15 protein-coding genes are annotated in these 19,320 nt (G+C 70.1%); 14 read left to right on the top strand and 1 reads right to left on the bottom strand.

Annotated elements, in window-relative coordinates; translation table 11 throughout:
- Positions 1–30: 30 nt before the first annotated feature.
- The 11 genes from AC5RWG_RS13965 (at position 31) to AC5RWG_RS13915 (ending at position 14,338) form a co-directional block, all read left to right on the top strand.
- Entirely contained in the window at positions 31–1,383 is a 1,353-nt protein-coding gene (locus AC5RWG_RS13965) for a DUF58 domain-containing protein (protein ID WP_494167181.1), read from the top strand.
- Positions 1,380–3,908: a DUF4129 domain-containing transglutaminase family protein gene (locus tag AC5RWG_RS13960; protein ID WP_494167180.1), complete on the top strand. Its 2,529-nt coding sequence runs from the start codon at positions 1,380–1,382 to the stop codon at positions 3,906–3,908. The genes AC5RWG_RS13965 and AC5RWG_RS13960 overlap by 4 nt, the downstream gene beginning before the upstream one ends.
- Positions 3,893–5,092, top strand: a complete 1,200-nt coding sequence (locus AC5RWG_RS13955) for an RDD family protein (RefSeq protein ID WP_494167179.1) — start codon at positions 3,893–3,895, stop codon at positions 5,090–5,092. The genes AC5RWG_RS13960 and AC5RWG_RS13955 overlap by 16 nt, the downstream gene beginning before the upstream one ends.
- Entirely contained in the window at positions 5,089–5,925 is an 837-nt protein-coding gene (locus AC5RWG_RS13950; protein WP_494167178.1) for a PP2C family protein-serine/threonine phosphatase, read from the top strand. Before AC5RWG_RS13955 ends, AC5RWG_RS13950 begins: the two co-directional genes overlap by 4 nt.
- Complete coding sequence (locus tag AC5RWG_RS13945) at positions 5,925–7,598, top strand: FHA domain-containing protein (protein ID WP_494167177.1); 1,674 nt, start codon at positions 5,925–5,927, stop codon at positions 7,596–7,598. Before AC5RWG_RS13950 ends, AC5RWG_RS13945 begins: the two co-directional genes overlap by 1 nt.
- Positions 7,595–9,163, top strand: a complete 1,569-nt coding sequence (locus tag AC5RWG_RS13940; RefSeq protein WP_494167176.1) for a serine/threonine-protein kinase — start codon at positions 7,595–7,597, stop codon at positions 9,161–9,163. The genes AC5RWG_RS13945 and AC5RWG_RS13940 overlap by 4 nt, the downstream gene beginning before the upstream one ends.
- 88 nt (positions 9,164–9,251) lie before the next feature.
- Positions 9,252–9,953: an FHA domain-containing protein gene (locus AC5RWG_RS13935; RefSeq protein WP_494167175.1), complete on the top strand. Its 702-nt coding sequence runs from the start codon at positions 9,252–9,254 to the stop codon at positions 9,951–9,953.
- Between the two features lie 76 nt (positions 9,954–10,029).
- Complete coding sequence (gene ligA / locus AC5RWG_RS13930; protein ID WP_494167174.1) at positions 10,030–12,204, top strand: NAD-dependent DNA ligase LigA; 2,175 nt, start codon at positions 10,030–10,032, stop codon at positions 12,202–12,204.
- On the top strand, positions 12,201–12,710 hold the full coding sequence (locus AC5RWG_RS13925; RefSeq protein ID WP_494167173.1) for a DUF2087 domain-containing protein: 510 nt from the start codon (positions 12,201–12,203) through the stop codon (positions 12,708–12,710). Before ligA ends, AC5RWG_RS13925 begins: the two co-directional genes overlap by 4 nt.
- 285 nt (positions 12,711–12,995) lie before the next feature.
- Positions 12,996–13,745: a hypothetical protein gene (locus tag AC5RWG_RS13920; RefSeq protein WP_494167172.1), complete on the top strand. Its 750-nt coding sequence runs from the start codon at positions 12,996–12,998 to the stop codon at positions 13,743–13,745.
- Between the two features lie 95 nt (positions 13,746–13,840).
- Positions 13,841–14,338, top strand: coding sequence for a GNAT family N-acetyltransferase (locus AC5RWG_RS13915; protein WP_494128316.1), 498 nt, complete (start codon positions 13,841–13,843; stop codon positions 14,336–14,338).
- A 35-nt stretch (positions 14,339–14,373) separates the two neighbouring features.
- On the opposite strand, the gene AC5RWG_RS13910 is transcribed toward AC5RWG_RS13915, so the two are convergent.
- Positions 14,374–15,288, bottom strand: coding sequence for a metallophosphoesterase (locus AC5RWG_RS13910; protein WP_494167171.1), 915 nt, complete (start codon positions 15,286–15,288; stop codon positions 14,374–14,376).
- Between the two features lie 525 nt (positions 15,289–15,813).
- Here AC5RWG_RS13910 and gatC point away from each other — a divergent pair.
- Genes gatC through gatB form a run of 3 tightly spaced genes read left to right on the top strand, consistent with a single transcriptional unit; the run spans position 15,814 to position 19,134 of the window.
- Positions 15,814–16,110, top strand: coding sequence for an Asp-tRNA(Asn)/Glu-tRNA(Gln) amidotransferase subunit GatC (gene gatC / locus AC5RWG_RS13905; protein ID WP_493977642.1), 297 nt, complete (start codon positions 15,814–15,816; stop codon positions 16,108–16,110).
- Between the two features lie 9 nt (positions 16,111–16,119).
- Entirely contained in the window at positions 16,120–17,622 is a 1,503-nt protein-coding gene (gene gatA / locus AC5RWG_RS13900) for an Asp-tRNA(Asn)/Glu-tRNA(Gln) amidotransferase subunit GatA (protein WP_494002513.1), read from the top strand.
- Positions 17,623–19,134, top strand: coding sequence for an Asp-tRNA(Asn)/Glu-tRNA(Gln) amidotransferase subunit GatB (gene gatB / locus AC5RWG_RS13895; RefSeq protein WP_494002512.1), 1,512 nt, complete (start codon positions 17,623–17,625; stop codon positions 19,132–19,134). It begins immediately after the preceding gene.
- The last annotated feature ends 186 nt before the right edge of the window (positions 19,135–19,320 follow it).

The raw sequence follows: 19,320 nt of genomic DNA, 5'->3' as shown, positions 1-19,320 counted from the left end.
GACGGAAGATCTCCGGCCGGAAGCGGCGGCATGACCGAGACGACGACGAAGCGGGCCACGGAGCAGACGAAGCGGTTCGCCGGCCTCGGCGAAACCATCCGGCGGGTGGCTCCGGACGAAGGCAGCACGCTGCATCCGGCCTCGCTGGCGGCCCGGGCCGGTTCGCTGGCAGGGCTGTACGTGCGGCCGGGCTGGCAGCGGGCCCAGGACGCCGCCGAGCGCTACCTGCGGCCCGTGCTGGAAACGGTGAGCCCGCTGGGCTGGGTGGTTGCCGGCAGCACGGTCCTGCTGTTGGTGCCCGGGATGGCCTTCGGCTGGCAGGAAGCCAAGATCGCGGCACTCACGGGACTGTTTCTGCTGTTGCTGGCGATAGGTTTTGTTTTGGGCCGTTCCTCGTATGGCGTGGAACTGGACCTGGCCCGCACCCGGGTCGCGGTCGGCGACCAGGCCGTGGGGAGCATAGCGGTGACGAATACCGCGGACAAACCCCTGCTGCCGGCGGCGCTGGAGCTGCCGGTCGGAGCGGCCACCGCCGTGTTCCAGCTGCCGCGCATGAAGGCCGACCAAGTGCACGAGGACCTGTTCACCATCCCGACGCAGCGCCGCGCCGTCATCGTGGTGGGCCCGGTCCGTTCGGTGCGCCAGGATCCGCTGGGCCTGCTCCGCCGCCAGATGATGTGGACGGAACCGACCGACCTGTTCGTCCATCCGCGCACCACCGCGCTGGGCAGTTCGGCCGCCGGGTTCATCCGCGACCTCGAGGGCCTGCCCACCAAGGAACTGGCCAGCGCCGACGTCTCCTTCCACGCGCTGCGCGATTACGTCCCCGGCGACGACCGCCGCTACATCCACTGGAAAACCACGGCGCGCACCAACACGCTGATGGTGCGCCAGTTCGAGGAAACCCGCCGCGCGCATCTCGCCGTCGCGGTCTCGACGAACACCGAAGAATACGGTTCGGAGGAAGACTTCGAACTGGCGGTCTCCGTCGGCGCCTCGATCGGGCTGCAGGCCATCCGGGAGGAGCGCAACCTGAGCGTCCTGACCCAGCGGGGCCCGCTGCGCAGCGAAACCGGCCGCATCCTGCTCGATGAAATGACCCGGATCGAGGGCAAACCGCAGCGCTCCACCGCGGTGGAACTGGCCCGCAGTACCGCCGACGCGGTTCCGAATGCGTCCGTCATGTTCCTGGTCGTCGGTGATCACGTGTCCGCCACGCAGCTGCGCCAGGCATCGTCGGCCGTTCCGGTTGGCATCCGTGCGTTCGCCATCCGCTGCGGCGGCGGCCTCCAGGCCGCCCGGGCGACCATCGGCGACCTGTCCGTGCTGTCCCTGTCCACCCTGGACGACCTGGCCCTCGTGTTGCGGAAGGCCGCCGCATGAGCGGCAGCGCCAACGCTCCGTCTCCGGGGCAGCAACCCGGGCGGGTGCGCGGCCGTGCCGCCGCAGCACAGAACGACGCCGGCCCTGCCGCCCCGCGGAAGCGGCGCCTGCCGGCCGGCGGCGGATTGTCGACCCGGCTGCCGCGGCCCGCGGGACAGGTGGCCGTCGACGCGGCTGTCCTGGTGCTGCTGCTGGGACTGGGACTGGCCGGATTCCATCATGTTTTCGGCGGAAACGGCCGCTACCTGAGCGCGGGCTTCGGTGGCATCGCCGTCGGCCTCCTGCTCTCGCTGGTCGGCGCGCGCTACCGGCTGGGTCTGTTGTCCACGGCCACCGCGGGACTCGCGGCGTACCTGCTGCTCGGCAGCGCCTTCGCCGCGCCCGGCGAAGCCATCGGCGGCGTCCTGCCGTCGCTGGAGTCGCTGCGGACCGTGCTGACCGGCTTCGTGTTCGCGTGGAAGGACATCCTCACCGTCGCCCCGCCGGTAGGGATCTCCGGCGGGATGCTGGTGGTGCCGTTCCTGGGCGCCCTGGCCGCCGCCCTGCTGGCCGGCACGTTTGCGTGGCGCCTCCGCGGGCCGTACTGGCCGCTGTTGCCGGTACTGGCGTTCTTCCTGCTGGGCATCGCGTTCGGCACCGATGTCCCGGTGCTGCCGGTGTTGCGCGGCGTGCTGCTGGTCGCCGTGGCCGCGGCCTGGCTGGCGTGGCACCGCCACCTGGCCCGGGGAGATGCCGCTGCCGGTGTGGCCACTGCGGCGCCGGCGGATCCCGCCGCACACCGGGCAGGGCCGCGGCGAAGGCTCGGCCTGGGCGCGGGAATGTTGGCGTCGGCGGTGGCGCTCACGGCGCTGGCCGGCCCGGCACTCACGGCGCGGGGCGATCGCGAGGTGCTGCGCGACGTCGTCGTCCCCCCGGTCAATCTCTACGACTATCCGAGCCCGCTGATGGATTTCCGGAGCTACGTGAAGGACCGGGCCGAGGAGACGCTCTTCACCGTCGCGGGGCTGCCCGAGGGCCAGCGGGTGCGGTTGGCGGCGCTGGATACCTTCGACGGCACGGTCTACAACGTCAACCCCGAAAGCGGGGGCAATTTCAAGCCCGTCGGCGACGCCGGTTCGCTCGGCCCGGCGTCCGGCGGCACCGCGCGGCTCGACATCCGGATCGGGGACTACAGCGGCGTCTGGCTTCCCGTGGGCGGGCACATCGACGGGATGGCGTTTCAGGGCGAGCGGGCGGCCGAGCTGGGCGGCTCGCTGTTCTATAACGACGACTCCAAGACGGCGCTGACCACCCGGTACCTGCTGGCCGGAGACAGCTACTCGGTAGAGACCACGTTCCCCGGCCGGCTGGAGGACGCCCAGTTGGCACAGTATGACTTCGCCTCCGTCCGGCTGCCGAAACCGGCCAGGGTGCCGGACATCGTCGCGGCCAAGGCGAACGAGTTTGTCGGCGAAGCGACGGTGCCGATCGAACAGGTGCGCCAACTGGAACGGAACCTGCACGAGAACGGCTTCTTCAGCAACGGCAAAGAAGATGAGGCCCGCAGCCTCTCCGGCCACCACGCGGGGCGGATGATCCAGTTGCTGGACGCCGACCAGATGATTGGCGACGACGAGCAGTACGCCGTCGCAATGGCGTTGATGGCCCGGCACCTGGGCATCCCGGCCCGGGTGGTGATGGGCTTCTACCCGGATCCGAAGGAAGGCCGGTCCGCCGGGGAAGCCGTTCAAATCAAGGGCGAAGACGTGCACGCCTGGGTTGAGGTGGCGTTTGAGCATGCCGGCTGGGTCGCCTTTGATCCGACGCCGGACGAGGACAACGAGCCGACGCCGCCGCAGCAGGAGCCGAAGTCGACGCCCAAGCCGCAGGTTCTGCAGCCGCCCCCTCCGCCGCAGGAACCGGCCGAGCTGCCGCCGGACACCGCCCCGGAGCCGCAGGACGCCGAGCAGCAGGAGAAATCGTTCTGGGAACTGTGGGGCTGGCTCTTCGCGGCCGTGGGCCTGGCCGCCCTCCCGCTGGCGGTATTGCTGCTGCCGCTGATGCTGATCGCCTGGCTGAAGCTGCGCCGCCGCAAGCGGCGGGCCAGCGAAGGCCTGCCGAGCCAACGCGTGGGCGGCGGCTGGCGCGAGGTGATGTCCCTGGCCACCGATATGGGAGCGAGCGCCCCCGCCAACGCCACCCGGCGCGAGCACGCGGCCGCGCTGGCAGGGCAGTTCCCGGCCACCGCGGACGGCACCACGCTGCTGGCACACCGGGCCGACGCGGCGATCTTCGGGGCAGCCGAACCGACGGAGGTGCAGGTGCAGCAGTACTGGGACCAGGTGGACGACTCGCTGGCGAAGATGAAGGACTCGCTGGGTTTCTGGCAGCGGCAGCGGGCAAAGTACACGCCGCGCTCGCTGGTTGCCGACGCCAGGAGGCGGCTGGCGCGGCGGCGGACAACGGCCGCCACTAGAATCCGTACAGTAGACTCACAGGCCGGACGGCCGGAACAGGGCGGGAGCAGCACGTGGCAGCAAGACTGAATCTGGTCAGCGCCCCGGTCGGCAAACGGCTGGGGGCGTGGCTGATCGACAAGATTCCGCCGGCCGTGCTGATGCTGGCCGCCTACGCTGCCAGCGTGCCGGCCGTGATGGAAGCCGCGGCCTCGGGCAGCGCCTCCGCTGCCGCGGAGTCGCTGGGCGGCCTGTTCCTGTGGATCGGGTTGGCGACCGTGCTGTCGCTGGCCTACACCATCTGGCTCTGGGGCTGGGAAGCGACCACCGGCAAGACTCCCGGCAACGTGCTGCTGGGCCTGCGGACCGCGAATGAGGACGGTCACGCGGCCGGCTGGGGAGCCATCTTCCTGCGCGGGCTGATCATCGCCGTGGGCGGACTGGTCTTGGCGGTGGGCGCGGTCGTGGTGGTGGTCTCCAACGTCTGGGACCGGAACCACAGGCGGCAGGGCTGGCACGACAAGGTGGCCAAGACACTGGTGCTCGACGTGGCACAGGGCCGCGATCCGCTGACCACCGGCGGGCTCTACGGGCCGGCGGCCTTCGCCCCGGATGGTACGGACGCCCGCGCCGGGTTTGCCGGCGTGGCACCGGACGGACAAGACCCGCGCCGGCCCGGCGCTGAGCCGGCTTTGCAGCCCTCCGGGGTCATTGCCGCGATCCCGGGATTCGGTCCGGCAACGGGCGCACCGGCGGCCAAGCTGCCGGCGGCCCGCCCCGGCTCCGACGTGTCGCCGGCGCCGGCGGCTGACCGCTTGGGCGCCCCGGGTGAGCCGCCGTCACCGGCCCCGGCTCCGGCACGGATAGCTGCGGAGGCCGAACCGCACCACCACCCGGACGAAGAATTCGCGGCGACCCGGGTCCGCACGGTGGCCCCGCCGTCGGGCCCCCTCACGATTACCTTCGACGACGGGCGCGATGTGGTACTTGAAACGACGGCCCTGATCGGGCGCAACCCGGCCGCAGGCGCCGGCGAGGACATTGACCAACTGATCGATTTCGCGGACATGGGACGTTCCGTCTCCAAGACGCATCTGCTGCTGCGGGTCGACGGCGGCACCGTCTGGGTGACGGACCGCAACTCCACCAACGGGACCGCGGTGACCGGCGGCGACGGCATCCGCCGTCAGCTGGCCCCCGGGGATCCCGTGGCGGCGCAACCCGGCGCGACCGTCGAATTCGGCGACCGCAGCTTTACCATCGGACGGGCATGAGCACGGCGTCGGGAGGGGAGCCCATCCGGCTCACTGTCGGTGCCGGGTCCGACCGCGGGTTGCGGCGGCAGCTGAACGAGGACGCGTATCTGGCCGACGGGACGCTGTTCGCGGTGGCCGACGGCATGGGCGGACACGAGGCGGGCGAAGTGGCCAGCCGCATTTGCGTGGAGACGATGCGGGACTACGTGGCCAGCCACGAACTCGGCGCGCACGAGCTGGAGCAGCTGATCGGCCGGGCGGACGCGCGGATCAGGGCGGCGGCTGCATCGCGGGCGGGCACGACGGTGTCCGGGGCGGCGCTGGTCTCCGAACGCGGGGTGCCGTATTGGCTCGTGTTCAACGTCGGCGATTCCCGCACCTACCGGCTCAGCCACGGCAAGCTTGTCCAGATCAGCGTCGACCACTCCGAAGTGCAGGAACTGCTCGAGGCCGGACAAATCACCGCCCAGGAGGCCCTGGTGCACCCCCGCCGGCACGTCATTACCCGGGCGCTGGGCACCGGCGAAGACAACCAGCCGGATTTTTGGATGGTGCCCGTGGAGCCGGGGGACCGGATCATAATCTGCTCCGACGGGCTGACCTCGGAGGTCAGCGACGACCACATCTACGCCATCCTCACCTCCGTATCCGGTCCCCAGGACGCAGTCGATGCACTGATCCAGGCCGCGCTGCGCTCCGGCGGGCGCGACAACATCACCGTGGTCGTCGTTGATGTAGCCGGTCCCGCAGGCGACGCCGATGACGCCTCGACCGCCCCGCGGCAGGAGGATACGACGACGCTGCCCCGGCTGGACGCCCCGGAACAGGCAGCCGCCGAGGAGGACGCCTGATGGCGGGCATGACGTACAGCCCGGGGCCTTGGCTGGGGCTGGTCAGTGGCGGCACGGCGGTGCTCCTCGAACCCGGCGCTCCCGAGGACCTGGTGCAGCAGTTGTGGCAGGCGCTGGAGTCCGGCGCCACGCTGGAAACGTTGCTCGGAACGGTGGTCTCCGGGTACGGCGCCAACCTGTCAGCCATGCCGCAGTTCGGCATCGTCTCCTGCTCCGGCGGCATCCACGCGGTGCTCCGCGGCGACGTGGTGGTGTCCGCCGACCCGGACGGGCAGGAACTGAGCGGACGCGGCGTCTCGAGCTGGACCGAGGGACGGCTGTCGGCCGGCAATGTGGCCATTGCGGCCGGGCCCGACGGCGCCCGGCCCGAAGGCCGGACGGGACGGTGGCTGCCGCTGAGCGCCGGGGCGGTACAGTTGGGTGCCCTGCGCATGGGCGCGGCACTGGAAGCCGGACGGGAGCCCCGAGTAGGGGGCGCAGCCGATCCGGCCCGAACGGATTGGACGGCCGGCGTTTCTGCACCTGCCTCCGCGCCCGCACCGGCACCGGCTCCCGCATCCGGCCCGGTTCCGGCCGCGCAGCCCGAACCGGCAGGACCTAAGTCCGCCGGCGCCGGCTGGGCCGAAAGCCTGGACCTGACCAGCCTCTACGTGCCGGACGATGAGTCCGAGGGCGCCGCCGCCGAATGGACGCCCGGAGACGAACCGGCGCCCCCAGCCGGACACGCCGCCGGCGCCCCCGCGGAACCGGACCCCGCGGCGGCAGACGATGGCCTGGACCAGACGGTTGTCCACGCCGCCGCGCAGCGTGCCAACCTGCAACCGCCGCCGCCCCCAGCCGCCGCCGGCGATGTCCCGGCCGGGGCCGCCGCCGCACCACGCCCCGCGGCGGCTGGCCCGACCGGGCGGCCCGGCCAGCCGCTGGACCTGATCGATGCCGTTCCCTGGCTGACGCCCTCTGCGTCCGCCCGCGCGGCCGCCACGGCATCGGCCGCGGGAGCGGCGGGGGATTCGGAACCGGCCGCGGCTGCCAACCGCGGCCCTGCCGCCGTCGCTAGCCCACCGGCCGGATTCGACGGCGGCGACCACGATGGCGGAGAACGCGGCGCCGGCGACCACGATGCCGGCGACCACGACGGGCAGACGCTGATGCGCAGCGACCTGCCCGAGGTTCCGGCGGCACCCGCACCCGAGGCGGCGCCGGCGCCGAGCACCGCCCCCATGGTGCTGGCCCGGGTGTGCGCTCTCGGCCACGCCAATCCACCGACCAGTTCGGCGTGTTCCGGGTGCGGCGGGCCGTTGGACGGCGAGGCCCGGGAGGTGCAGCGGCCGGCGCTGGGGCATCTGCGGTTGTCCACCGGCGAAGTGGTGGAACTGGACAGGCCCGTGATCGTCGGACGGCAGCCTTCCGCGAACCGGGTCCAGGGCAGGGTGATGCCTCGGCTGGTGCCGGTGCACAGTGCCAGCGGGGACATTTCGCGCTCGCACGTGGAAGTCCGGCTGGAAGGGTGGCACGTCATCCTTGCCGACTTGAAGTCGACCAACGGGACCTTGCTCCTGCGGGGCCAGCAGGCGCCCCGGCGTCTGGGCCACGGCGAGGCGGTCATGCTGCTGGACGGGGACATCGCGGACCTGGGCGACGGCATTTCCCTGCGCTTTGAGGACCTGCCGTGAGTTTGAAGCGCCCGCCCGCACCGCCGCCCGCGATCGACGGGTACCGCTACGTCAGGCTGCTCGGCTCCGGCGGTTTCTCCGACGTCTATTTGTACGAACAGGATCGGCCCAGGCGCCGGGTTGCGGTCAAGGTACTGCTGTCCGGACTGAAGACCGAGGACGCCCGACGCCGCTTCGAATCCGAAGCAAACCTCATGGCGCAACTGTCCACCCATCCGTTCATCGTCACGATCTACGAGGCGAATCTCACCGCCGACGGACATTCCTACCTGGCGATGGAGTATTGTTCACGTCCCAGCCTGGACGTCCGGTACCGCAACGGTCCGCTGGGGGTGGACGAAGTGCTGGCCCTCGGCATCCAGGTGGCCTCGGCCGTGGAAACCGCGCACCGGGCCGGAATCGCGCACCGCGACATCAAACCCGCCAACATCCTGGTCACCGATTACAACCGGCCGGCCCTGACCGACTTCGGCATTTCCTCGAGCACCGACGGCGGAGATGGCGACACCGGCATGTCCATACCGTGGTCGCCGCCGGAAGCCTTCCGGGGCAATGCCGGCAACGGCACCCGCAGCGACATCTGGTCCCTGGGCGCCACGATCTACACGCTCCTGGCCGGCCGGTCCCCGTTCATCCAGCCCGGCGGAAACAACTCCCAGCGGGACCTGATGGACCGGATTGCCCATGCGCCGCTGCCGCCGCTGCGCCGTGCCGACGTGCCCGCATCATTGCAACTGGCCCTGGCGACGGCGATGGCCAAGTCGCCGGGGTCGCGGTTCACCTCCGCCTATGCCTTCGCGCTGTCCCTGCAGCGGGTCCAGGCGGAATTGAACCTCTCGGTGACGCCGTTCGAGGTGCTGGAGGAAGCGCGGCCGGCTGAAGCGGACGGCGGTGACGACGGCGAGGCGACGCGCGTCCGCGGGATCGTCTCCATCGACCCGGCCGCCGGCACGGTACCGACGTCGCCCGGTTTCGCCTTTCCCGAACGCACCGGGCGGCTGCCCGGGGACCCGCCGCCGGCACCAGGCAGCGCTCCCGGGCCGCGGCTGCCCGGCGCCGAGGGACGGCCCCCTGAGCCGGCTCCGGACGGCTCCACCGTGCTGCGGGACTCCGAACGGGATGCAGCGACGGAACAGGACGGCGCTGCGCGGCGTCGCCCCTGGGCGTGGGTGGCGGGGGCGGTCGCGGCGGCGGCGGTGCTCGCCGGCGCCGCCGTCGTGCTCAACCGGCCCGCACCGGAGGCTGCGGTGGCAGAGGCCCCCGTCAACCGGCCGCCGGCGAATGCCCTGGAGGGCCTGTCCGGCAACGTGGTGCCGCCCGAGGACCTGGTTGGCCGGGTCGAGGGCGGCGAGGCGGTCTTCAGCTGGATTAATCCGGACCCGCGGGACGGCGACCTGTTCATCTGGACGCCCGTTACCGCGTTGGGCCGGGGCGAGCCCGAGCGCACCGGCGAGCCCGAGGCGACCGTGACACTGGCGCAGAACGACCGCACCTGCATCGAAGTGGTGGTGGTGCGGGTCAACGGCCGGGCCTCGGATCCGGTCCGCGGTTGCGCGGATCAGTAGTGTGCCCGGACTGCGTGGCTTTTGCGGGTAGGTTTGGAACGATGAATCACGCGCCGACCCCTGGCCGGCGCAGACAAGGGGGCTAGCGGTGGCGGATGTGAGCATTGAGTTCTGCGGCGAATGGTACCAAGCCACGAACGACGACGTGTTCACCATTGGGCGCGAAGGCGACCTGGAGATCGACGACAACCCCTACCTGCACCGCAAGTTCCTGCAGATTGCCCACTACGACGGCATCTGGTGGCTGGCCAACGTCGGGTCCCTCATCTCCGCGACCATCGCCGATTCGACCGGGGGCATGCAGGCATGGCTGGCGCCGGGAGCGCGGATCCCGATGGTCTTCAGCCAGACGAACATCGTTTTCACGGCCGGTCCCACAACCTATGAGCTGTCGGTCCACGTGAAGACTCCGTCGTTCCGCCAGGAACACCGGGACACGGACGCGGTGGGCGAGACCACCATTGGTCCGGTGGTGTTCACCGCGTCGCAGAAGGCCCTGATCCTGGCCCTGGCCGAGCCGATGCTCAGGCGTGACGGGACCGGGCTCAGCTCGATTCCGTCGTCCTCGCAGGCGGCGGCCAGGCTGGGGTGGCCCCTGACCAAGTTCAACCGCAAGCTGGACAATGTCTGCGACAAACTGGACCGGGTGGGCGTCGCCGGACTGCGCGGCGGCGGCGGAAAGCTTGCCACCAATCGGCGTGCGCGGCTGGTCGAACACGCCGTCACCTCCCACCTGGTCACCGCGGCCGACCTGCCGCTGCTCGACGAACGGCCGGACGCCGAAGACTGAGCGGCCGCCGGTCCACCCCGGGCACGCGGGCACCGCCGTCGTCGCCTGAACCGCGCTTCTCGGGCAAGATAGTCAGGTGAGCACAGTCGAAACACCTGCCAGCGGGATTCCCAGCGACGAAATCCGCCACGAGTACGAGCAGCTGACCGAGGACGTCCGCAAGTACCGCTACGCGTACTACAACGAGGACGCCCCGCTGGTCTCGGACGCCGAATTCGACGGGCTGTACCGGCGGCTGGAGGAAATCGAGGCCCTGCACCCGGAATTGGTGGCCAACGACTCGCCCACGCAGGAAGTCGGCGGCGAGGTTTCGGCCGCCTTCGCCCCGGTGGAACACCTGCAGCGGATGTACTCGCTGGAGGACGTCTTTTCGCTGGACGAGCTGAAGGCCTGGGTGGACCGCGCCACGGCGTCGGTGGCCAACCTAGGCAACGGCAGGAAGCTGCGCTGGCTCAGTGAAGTGAAGATCGACGGCCTGGCCGTCAACCTGCTCTACCGCAACGGTGAACTCATCCGCGCCGCAACCCGCGGCGACGGCACCACCGGCGAGGACATCACCCACAACGCCCTGACCATTGCGGACATCCCGCGCCGGCTCTCCGGCAGCAACATCCCGGCCGAGGTGGAGATCCGCGGCGAAATCTTCATCCCCACCAAGGACTTCCTGGCGCTGAACGAGCGGATGGTGGAGGCGGGCAAGGCGCCGTTCGCGAACCCGCGGAACTCGGCGGCCGGCTCGCTGCGGCAGAAGGACCCGAAGGTGACGGCCGAGCGGCCGCTGCATATGTTTGTCCATGGGATCGGCGCCCGCGAAGGGCTCGACGCCGAGAGCCAATCGGAGACCTACGCCCTGCTGCAGGAATGGGGGCTGCCCACCAGCCCCTACTTCAAGGTCGTGGACAGCTACGAAGAGATCCTGGAGTTCATCGAGCACTACGGCGAGCACCGCCACGACCTGCTGCACGAAATCGACGGCATCGTGGTCAAGGTGGACGACTTCGGCCTGCAGCGCGCGCTCGGCCACACCTCGCGGGTGCCGCGCTGGTCCGTGGCCTATAAGTATCCGCCGGAAGAGGTCCACACCAAGCTCCTGGACATCCGGGTGAACGTGGGCCGCACCGGCCGGGTGACGCCGTACGGGGTGATGGAGCCGGTGAAGGTGGCCGGTTCCACCGTGGAGATGGCCACGCTGCACAACCAGGACGTGGTCAAGGCCAAGGGCGTGAAGATCGGCGACGTCGTGGTGCTGCGCAAGGCCGGCGACGTCATCCCGGAGATCGTGGGTCCGGTGCTGGCGCTGCGGGAGGCGCAGGATCCGCCGGTGCGCGAGTTCGTGATGCCCACCGACTGCCCCTCGTGCGGCACCCCGTTGGCTCCCGGCAAGGAGGGCGACGTCGACCTGCGCTGCCCGAATGCCAAGTCCTGCCCGGCGCAGCTGACCGAGCGGGTGGCCCATCTGGCCGGCCGCGGGGCCTTCGACATCGAAGCGCTGGGCTACGAGGCGGCGTTCGCGCTGACCCGGCCGGCCGAACCCGAACAGCCTCCGCTCACCAACGAGGCCGGGATCTTCAGCCTCAGGCCCGAGGACCTGGCCGACGTGCGGATCCGGCGCGAGAAAAAGGTTAAAGGTGTGCCCACCGGCGAGACCGAGCTGGTGCCCTACTTCTTCACCAAGGGCACCGCCAAGAAGCCCTCGGTTCCCACGGCCAACACCAAGAAGCTCTTCGAGGAGTTGGAGAAGGCCAAGACCCAGCCGCTCTGGCGCGTCCTGGTGGCTTTGTCCATCCGGCACGTGGGTCCCACCGCTTCCCGCGCCCTGGCCACGGCCTTCGGCTCGATGGGCGCCATCCGGGCCGCCAGCGAGGACCAGCTGGCGCACGTCGACGGCGTCGGTCCCACCATCGCGGCGGCGCTGAAAGAGTGGTTCGCCGAGGACTGGCATGCCGGGATTGTCGACGCCTGGGCCGCCGCCGGCGTGCGGATGGCCGACGAGGTGGACGAGAGCATGCCCCGCACCCTGGAGGGGTTGACCGTGGTGGTGACGGGTACGCTGCCGAACTTCAGCCGTGACGAGGCCAAGGAAGCGATCATCATTCGCGGCGGCAAGGCCTCGGGCTCCGTCTCGAAGAACACCAGCTATGTGGTGGCCGGCGAGAACGCGGGGACCAAGCTGGACAAGGCCGAGTCCCTGGGCCTGACCGTGCTGGATGAGGACGGTTTCCGCCGGCTGCTGGAAACCGGCACGGCATGACGGGGGAGCGGCCGGGGCCCGCCGCCAGCTGGCAGCAGTTGCTCTCCGCCCTGGCCAGCGAGCGGCTGCGCGGGCTCTATGCCGCCTTGGTGCTGGGCCAACAGCCGGAGATGACCCCCAAGGAACGGCAGAAGCTGGTTGCCTCCGGCCTGGTGACGGACGACGGCGGTGCCCTCGCCGTCGAGCCGGGCGTCTTCAAGGCCGCGCTGGCCGCGGCCCGGAAACCCGGTCCGGCCGGGCCGGAGAGGTTCCTCACCGGCGGGCTGGTGGTGCTGCCGTCCCGCGCCTCCGACCGGCTGGAACTGCTGGGCCATATCCGCGACCGCGTCATCGCCGGAGGCGAGGTCATGACTGAGAAGGACCTGAACGCCCGGTTGGCCGCGTTCACCTCCGATGTGCCGATGCTCCGCCGTGCCTTGGTCGATGACGGCTTCCTGGACCGCGAGCCGGACGGCAGCGACTACCGGGTCGGCCACCGCCGCGCCACCAGCCCCGGGCAGCCGTAGCCGCGCGAGGGGCGGAACGTATGCTGACGCGGGTTGACCGAGCTGACGACGGTCGACCCCCGACGCGGCGGTTGCACGGGCGTCGCGAGGGCGGCCTTTATCGTCCCGGCGTGCGGCTTTATCGGCCGGTTTCGACGATATACAGCGTTCTCGACGTTATAGGCCGCTCTCAGCGGGGAGATGATACGGCCATTACCGCGCGGGCCCAACCATTCTCCCGCGGCCTGGCGAAACTATCGTGACTGGCATCACCCGCCATGCGACGATGGAGGTGCGAGGTGAGCCATGAACGAGTTCTTTGCCGACGGTTTTCCCTGGTGGTTCATCTGGGTCGGTTTCGCCGTGGTCTCCGGGATGGGACAGCGTGCCAGGCGTACCCGGCGAGGCCAGGGCTGGAACCGCGGCGGCCGGCGCCACGAAAGCGCACGCTCGGAGGCCGCGCGGCGCGAGGCCGACCGGCTGCGTGCCGCCGCAGCCGCCGAACAGCAGCGGCTCCGCGACACCGCGGCGGTGATGGCCGACCATGATGCGGTGAACGCGCGCTGGCTGGACTATGAGCTGGACGTGGCCAAGCTGATCGATTTCCCCATGATGTCCGATGTCCGCGAGCCGCTCACGGTGGCGTTCCTGCGCGCCAAACGCGCCGCGGACGGGCTCCGTCCGGTCACCGCCGCGGAAGTTGCCACCGACGAGCGGCTGCGCGAATACCGCGAGGCCGTGCGGGCCTACGAGGTCGCCTTCGACATCGCCGAACGCGAGGCCCGCCGCATTCAGGACCAGCACTTCAGCGGCCCCGAACGGCTGCGGCTGAACACCGCGCGCCGGCTGCTGACCATCGCGGTGGATAGGGCGGCAACGCCCGCCGAGCGGCAGCTGGCCTACGCGCGCGCCCGCAAGGAGCTCGACGGTCTGTTGGCGCTGCCGGCCGAGGCGGTCGCCGCCCTGCAGCGGCGGGTCAATCCGGAATTGCTTCCGCCCGTGCCCCGTCCGGCGGCCGGGCCGTCGGCGGGACGGCCGGCCGGCGGCCCGTCCTGAACCGTATTGGCGCGCACCGCCCGTGGTGCGGGAAACTGGTCAGGCAAGCCCCGCCGTCGTACATTTACTACCCCGCAAGGACACCGCCCAAGCACATGCAGATCACCATCCGCCCTGCCACCGCTACCGATTTCGACGACGTGGAGCGCCTGACGCGCGAGGCATACCTGGCCGCTGGACACTTCCCGGCAGCCGACCACCCGTATCTGGTGCACGTTTCCGACGTGGCGCACCGGGCCCGGCATGCCGAGATCTGGGTGGCCGAGCGGGGCGGAAAGGTGGCCGGGGCGGTCACGCTGGCCCAGGCCGGCGGAGAGTATGCGGACATCGCCCGGGAGGGGGAACTGGAGTTCCGGATGCTGGCCGTGGATCCGGGGCTGCAGCGCTCGGGCGTCGGCCGGGCACTCGTGGACGCCATCGTGGAGTACGCGCGCACGCTACCGGGCATCAACGCCGTGAGCCTGACCACCGGCAGCGACTGGACCGCGGCGCACCGGCTGTATGAGTCGCTGGGATTCGACCGGGTGCCGGAGCGCGACTGGCCGGTACCCGGGACCGACATCCGGCTGCTGGTCTTCGTCAAACGTCTCTAGCAGCCGCAGGGACGGACGCTGCGGGCAGCGCGTGCTCAGGGTTTCCTGAACGTGAACGAATCGGTGAAGTTTGCGCCGCCGGCGCCCATAAACGTGGCCTTCAGGGAGGCCTCGGTCACCTCGATCTCCACGAACCCGTGCGCGGGCTCGGCGTTTGCGCCGGAGTAGGCGGCGAAGTAGGGCGCCTCGGCGTCGGAGCCGTTGATGTCGCGCAGCGGTTGCCCGCCGGTGCCGACCGTCGCGAAGACCGTGCCGGCACCGGACTCGAAGTCTGCGTCGGTGTCGGAGATGCAGGCATTATCGCTGTGCGCGGGCAGCAGCGACGGGCAGTCCGGCCCCAGGGCGAGTTGGTGTGTCCGCTGGTAGAGGTGTTCGTGGCCGTGCAGCACCAGGTCCACTTTTTTGTCCAGCAGCAGATCCGTCACGGCGGAACCGGGATCGCACTCGTAGGCGCCCGCCGAGTGGCAGGGCTTGTGGGAACCGACCACAACCCACGGGATGTGCGCTGCGCGGGCCGAGTCTATGGCGGCGGCCGTCCACCGGTAATGGTCGGTGCCGGGAAGGTAGTCCCAGCGGCCGGATTCCGGAAACTCTAGCCCCGGCGAAATCAGTATCAGCCGCAGCAGGGGGTCCCGCTGTGGGATGTCCACGAACCATTGGCGCCCGTAGGCGCCGTGGACACCGGGTAAGCGGGGAGGCAGGCAGCGGGCGAATTCGTCGATCGAACCGTTCCGGCCGTCGCTTTCGTGGTTTCCGGCGACCAGCTGCAGGGGAATATCCGGCCCCAGGTGGTTGGTGACGAAACTGCACCACCCCGATTCCGTGCCGGGAAGGCCGTAGGACAGGTCGCCGAGCGCCAGGCCGAACCGGGAGCCGCTTTCCGCCATCGCTTCCAGCACCCGCGCGGCACCTTCGTCGAAGCCGAAGTCCCCGGCCGCCGCGAATTTCACGCTTTCCTCGGAGTTGCCGGCTGTCCGGGGCGCGGGGGCGGCCGGGTGGGAGGCAGGTGGGGACGCAACCGGCGGTGCGGCCGGCGCGCGAGAGGTCAAGGAAGTAGGGCCCGCCGAGGCGTGCGGCGCCGGGGCGGGAGAGCCTTGCCCCGGACTGCTGCAGCAGGGCAGCAGCAGGGCGGTGAGGGCGATGGCAGCCAGCCGAGCCGGACGCATGGGGACCTCCTCGCCGCGAAGGACTTCGGCAGCCGGCCGGAAGCCTAGCGGCCCGGCCTGGGCCCTAGCGCGTGCCACATTCTAGGTGCCCGGTGTCAGACGGTCAACGATAAAGCGGCACGGGAAGTGAGCCGAAACGCTCAAGTCCGTGGTCCCCCCGCTGTGCCTGAGGATCACAAGCCCAAGACCGGACGCCGGGAAGCCGGAGGCAGTCGCCGCTGGATAGTCCCCCGGCATTCCCTGGCGAATTCCGACCCTTCTGCGCCGGTAGACTGAGAAGGAAAAGCATTCCATCCGCGTAGGAGACTCATGTCTGAGATCAATCGTGCGGCGGTGGCGCATTTGGCGCGGCTGGCCCACATTGAGATGACCGCCGAAGAACTGGACAAGATGGCCGGCGAACTCGACGTCATTGTCGATTCGATCAAGTCCGTCCAGGAAGTTGCCAGCCCCGACGTTCCGGCGACCTCGCACCCGATCCCGCTGAACAACGTGTTCCGCGAGGACGTGGTGGGGGAGACGCTGAGCCAGGAACTTGCCCTGGCGAACGCACCGGACCAGGCCGACGGCCGGTTCAAAGTTCCGGCGATCCTGGACGAGGAGTAAGACGCACCCATGAGCGAACTGATCACCCACAGCGCGGCCAAGCTGGCCGAGATGCTGACCGCTTCGGAGGTGTCCTCGGTGGAGGTCACCCAGGCGCATCTGGACCGCATCGCCGAGGTCGACGGTGACCTCAACGCGTTCCTGCACGTGAACACCGACGAGGCGCTCGCGGTGGCGGCGGACGTGGACAAAGCCCGCGCCGCCGGCGAAGAACTGCACGCCCTGGCGGGCGTCCCGATAGCGATCAAGGACCTGATCGTCACCGTTGGCCAGCCCACCACGGCCGGCTCGAAGATCCTCGAGGGCTGGATGAGCCCGTACGACGCCACCGTGGTCAAGAAGATCCGGGCGGCGCGCATGCCGATGCTGGGCAAGACCAACCTGGACGAATTCGCCATGGGTTCCTCCAGCGAGCACTCCGCCTACGGTCCCACCCGCAACCCGTGGGACCTGGACCGGATCCCCGGCGGCTCCGGCGGCGGCTCTGCGGCTGCCGTGTCCGCCTTCGAAGCACCGCTGGCGCTGGGCACCGACACCGGCGGTTCCATCCGCCAGCCGGCCGCAGTGACCGGTTCGGTGGGCGTCAAGCCGACCTATGGCGGAGTTTCCCGCTACGGCGCCATTGCCATGGCGTCTTCGCTGGACCAGATCGGTCCGGTGACGCGCACGGTCCTGGACGCCGCGCTGCTGCATGAGGTCATCGGCGGACACGACCCGGCCGACTCCACCTCGCTGACCGACCCGGTGGGTGCGCTGGTCGAGGCCGCCCGGAACGCCGACGTGCGGGGCATGCGCATCGGCGTGATCAAGGAACTGCAGGGCGAAGGCTACGCGGCCGGCGTGCAGGCCCGCTTCGACGAGGCCCTGGAACTGCTGCGCGGGGCCGGCGCCGAGGTGCTGGAGGTCTCCTGCCCGAACTTCAAGTACGCGCTGGGCGCCTACTACCTGATCATGCCCTCGGAGGTTTCCTCCAACCTGGCCAAGTTCGACGGCGTCCGCTACGGACATCGCGTGCTGCCGGCCGAGGGCCCGATGACGATCGAACGCGTGATGGGTGCCACGCGCGCCGCCGGCTTTGGCGACGAGGTCAAGCGCCGCATCATCCTGGGCACCTACGCCCTGTCCGCCGGCTACTACGACGCCTACTACGGTTCGGCGCAGAAGGTCCGCACGCTGGTTCAGCGCGACTTTGCCGCGGCGTTTGAGACCGTCGATGTGCTGGTCTCTCCCACGGCGCCGACGGCCGCGTTCAAGCTGGGCGAGAAGCTGGACGACCCGATGGCCATGTACCTCAACGACGTGGCCACCATTCCGGCCAACCTCGCCGGAGTGCCTGGCATCTCCGTGCCGGGCGGCCTGACCGACGGGCTGCCGGTGGGGATCCAGTTCCTGGCCCCCGCCCGTGAAGATGCCCGCTTGTACCGCGCCGGCGCCGGTCTTGAAAACCTGCTGGAAGCCCAGTGGGGCGGCCCGCTGCTGGCTCAGGCTCCTGTCCTCGGAGGTGTGAAGTAAATGGCTGCAACAGAAGAGTTGGTCTCCTTCGAGGAGGCGATGGCGAAGTACGACCCGGTCCTCGGGTTTGAGGTCCACGTTGAGCTGAACACGAAGACCAAAATGTTCTCCGCCGCTCCGAACGCGTTCGGCGATGTGCCGAATACGAACGTGTCGCCGGTGGACCTGGGCCTGCCCGGCGTCCTGCCGGTGGTGAACAAGTCGGCGGTGGAGTACTCGATCCTGATTGGGCTCGCGCTCAACTGCAAGATCGCCGAATCCTGCTTCTTCGCCCGGAAGAATTACTTCTACCCGGACACCCCGAAGAATTTCCAGACCTCCCAGTACGAAGACCCGATCTGCTACGACGGCTACCTGGACATCGAGCTGGAAGACGGCGAAGTGTTCCGGGTGGAGATCGAACGCGCGCACATGGAGGAGGACGCGGGCAAGCTCACCCACATGGGCGGCGCCACCGGCCGGATCCAAGGCGCCGAGTACTCGCTGGTGGACTACAACCGAGCCGGCGTTCCGCTGGTGGAGATCGTCACCAAGCCGATCGTCGGAGCCGGCTCCCGCGCTCCGGAACTGGCCCGCGCCTACGTGGCCGCCGTCCGCGAGATCGTCAAGAACCTGGGCGTCTCCGACGCGCGGATGGAACGCGGCAACGTCCGCTGCGACGCGAACGTGTCCCTGATGCCCAAGGGCTCGGAGCAGTTCGGCACCCGCTCCGAGACCAAGAACGTGAACTCGCTGCGTGCGGTGGAACGTGCCGTCCGCTTCGAAATCCAGCGCCACGCGGCGGTCCTGGACGCCGGCCGGAAGGTGGTCCAGGAAACCCGCCACTGGCACGAGGACACCCGCTCCACGACCGCGGGTCGGCCCAAGTCCGACGCCGATGACTACCGCTACTTCCCGGAACCGGACCTGGTCCCCGTGGTCACCACCGAAGAGTGGATCGAAGAACTGCGTTCGCGGCTGCCCGAACCGCCGGCCGAACGGCACAAGCGGCTGAAGGCCGAATGGGGCTATTCCGACGCCGAATTCCGCGACGTGGTCAACGCCGGCGTGATGGAGTCGATCGAGGAAACCATTGCCGCCGGAGCCTCCGCTGCCGTGGCCCGCAAGTGGTGGATGGGTGAAATCTCCCGCCGCGCCAAGGAAGCCGAACTCGAACCTTCGGAACTGGGCGTGAGCCCGCTGACCGTGGTCGAGCTGGACCGTCTGGTGCAGGCCGGCAAGATCAACGACAAGCTGGCCCGCCAAGTGCTCGACGGCGTGCTCGCCGGGGAGGGCACGCCCGAGGAGGTCGTGGAAAAGCGCGGCCTGGCCGTGGTGTCGGATGATTCCGCCCTGCTGGAAGCCATCGATGCCGCGCTGGCAGCCCAGCCCGAGGTGGCCGAGAAGATCCGCGGCGGCAAGGTCCAGGCCGCCGGCGCCATCGTGGGCGGGGTCATGAAGGCCACACGCGGACAGGCCGACGCCGGCCGGGTCCGCGAGCTGATCTTTGAACGTCTCGGCGTTCAGGGTTAGCCGGTGGAGCGGACGATGAGCGGTGATGGGTCGCGCCGTGCCTGCGCCGATATCGGCCCGGTTCCGCGGCGCCCGGCCCGCCCGGCCCGCCCGGGTACGCGCGCGTCCGCCGGCGCCGACATCGGGCCGGTTCCGCTGGACTAGCGGACCCGGGCCGACATCGGGCCGGTTCCGCTGGACTACCGG

The sequence above is a fragment of the Arthrobacter sp. Y3221160 genome (genome assembly GCF_059092585.1).
This window is presented reverse-complemented; position numbering and strand designations above follow the sequence as displayed.

Bases quoted from the DNA above. Each gene is read 5' to 3' on its own strand.
- AC5RWG_RS13915 (WP_494128316.1), top strand. From the start codon at position 13,841: ATGCAGATCACCATCCGCCCTGCCACCGCTACCGATTTCGACGACGTG.
- AC5RWG_RS13945 (WP_494167177.1), top strand. From the start codon at position 5,925: ATGGCGGGCATGACGTACAGCCCGGGGCCTTGGCTGGGGCTGGTCAGT.
- gatB (WP_494002512.1), top strand. From the start codon at position 17,623: ATGGCTGCAACAGAAGAGTTGGTCTCCTTCGAGGAGGCGATGGCGAAG.
- gatA (WP_494002513.1), top strand. From the start codon at position 16,120: ATGAGCGAACTGATCACCCACAGCGCGGCCAAGCTGGCCGAGATGCTG.
- AC5RWG_RS13920 (WP_494167172.1), top strand. From the start codon at position 12,996: ATGAACGAGTTCTTTGCCGACGGTTTTCCCTGGTGGTTCATCTGGGTC.
- AC5RWG_RS13965 (WP_494167181.1), top strand. From the start codon at position 31: ATGACCGAGACGACGACGAAGCGGGCCACGGAGCAGACGAAGCGGTTC.
- AC5RWG_RS13950 (WP_494167178.1), top strand. From the start codon at position 5,089: ATGAGCACGGCGTCGGGAGGGGAGCCCATCCGGCTCACTGTCGGTGCC.
- AC5RWG_RS13925 (WP_494167173.1), top strand. From the start codon at position 12,201: ATGACGGGGGAGCGGCCGGGGCCCGCCGCCAGCTGGCAGCAGTTGCTC.
- AC5RWG_RS13960 (WP_494167180.1), top strand. From the start codon at position 1,380: ATGAGCGGCAGCGCCAACGCTCCGTCTCCGGGGCAGCAACCCGGGCGG.
- gatC (WP_493977642.1), top strand. From the start codon at position 15,814: ATGTCTGAGATCAATCGTGCGGCGGTGGCGCATTTGGCGCGGCTGGCC.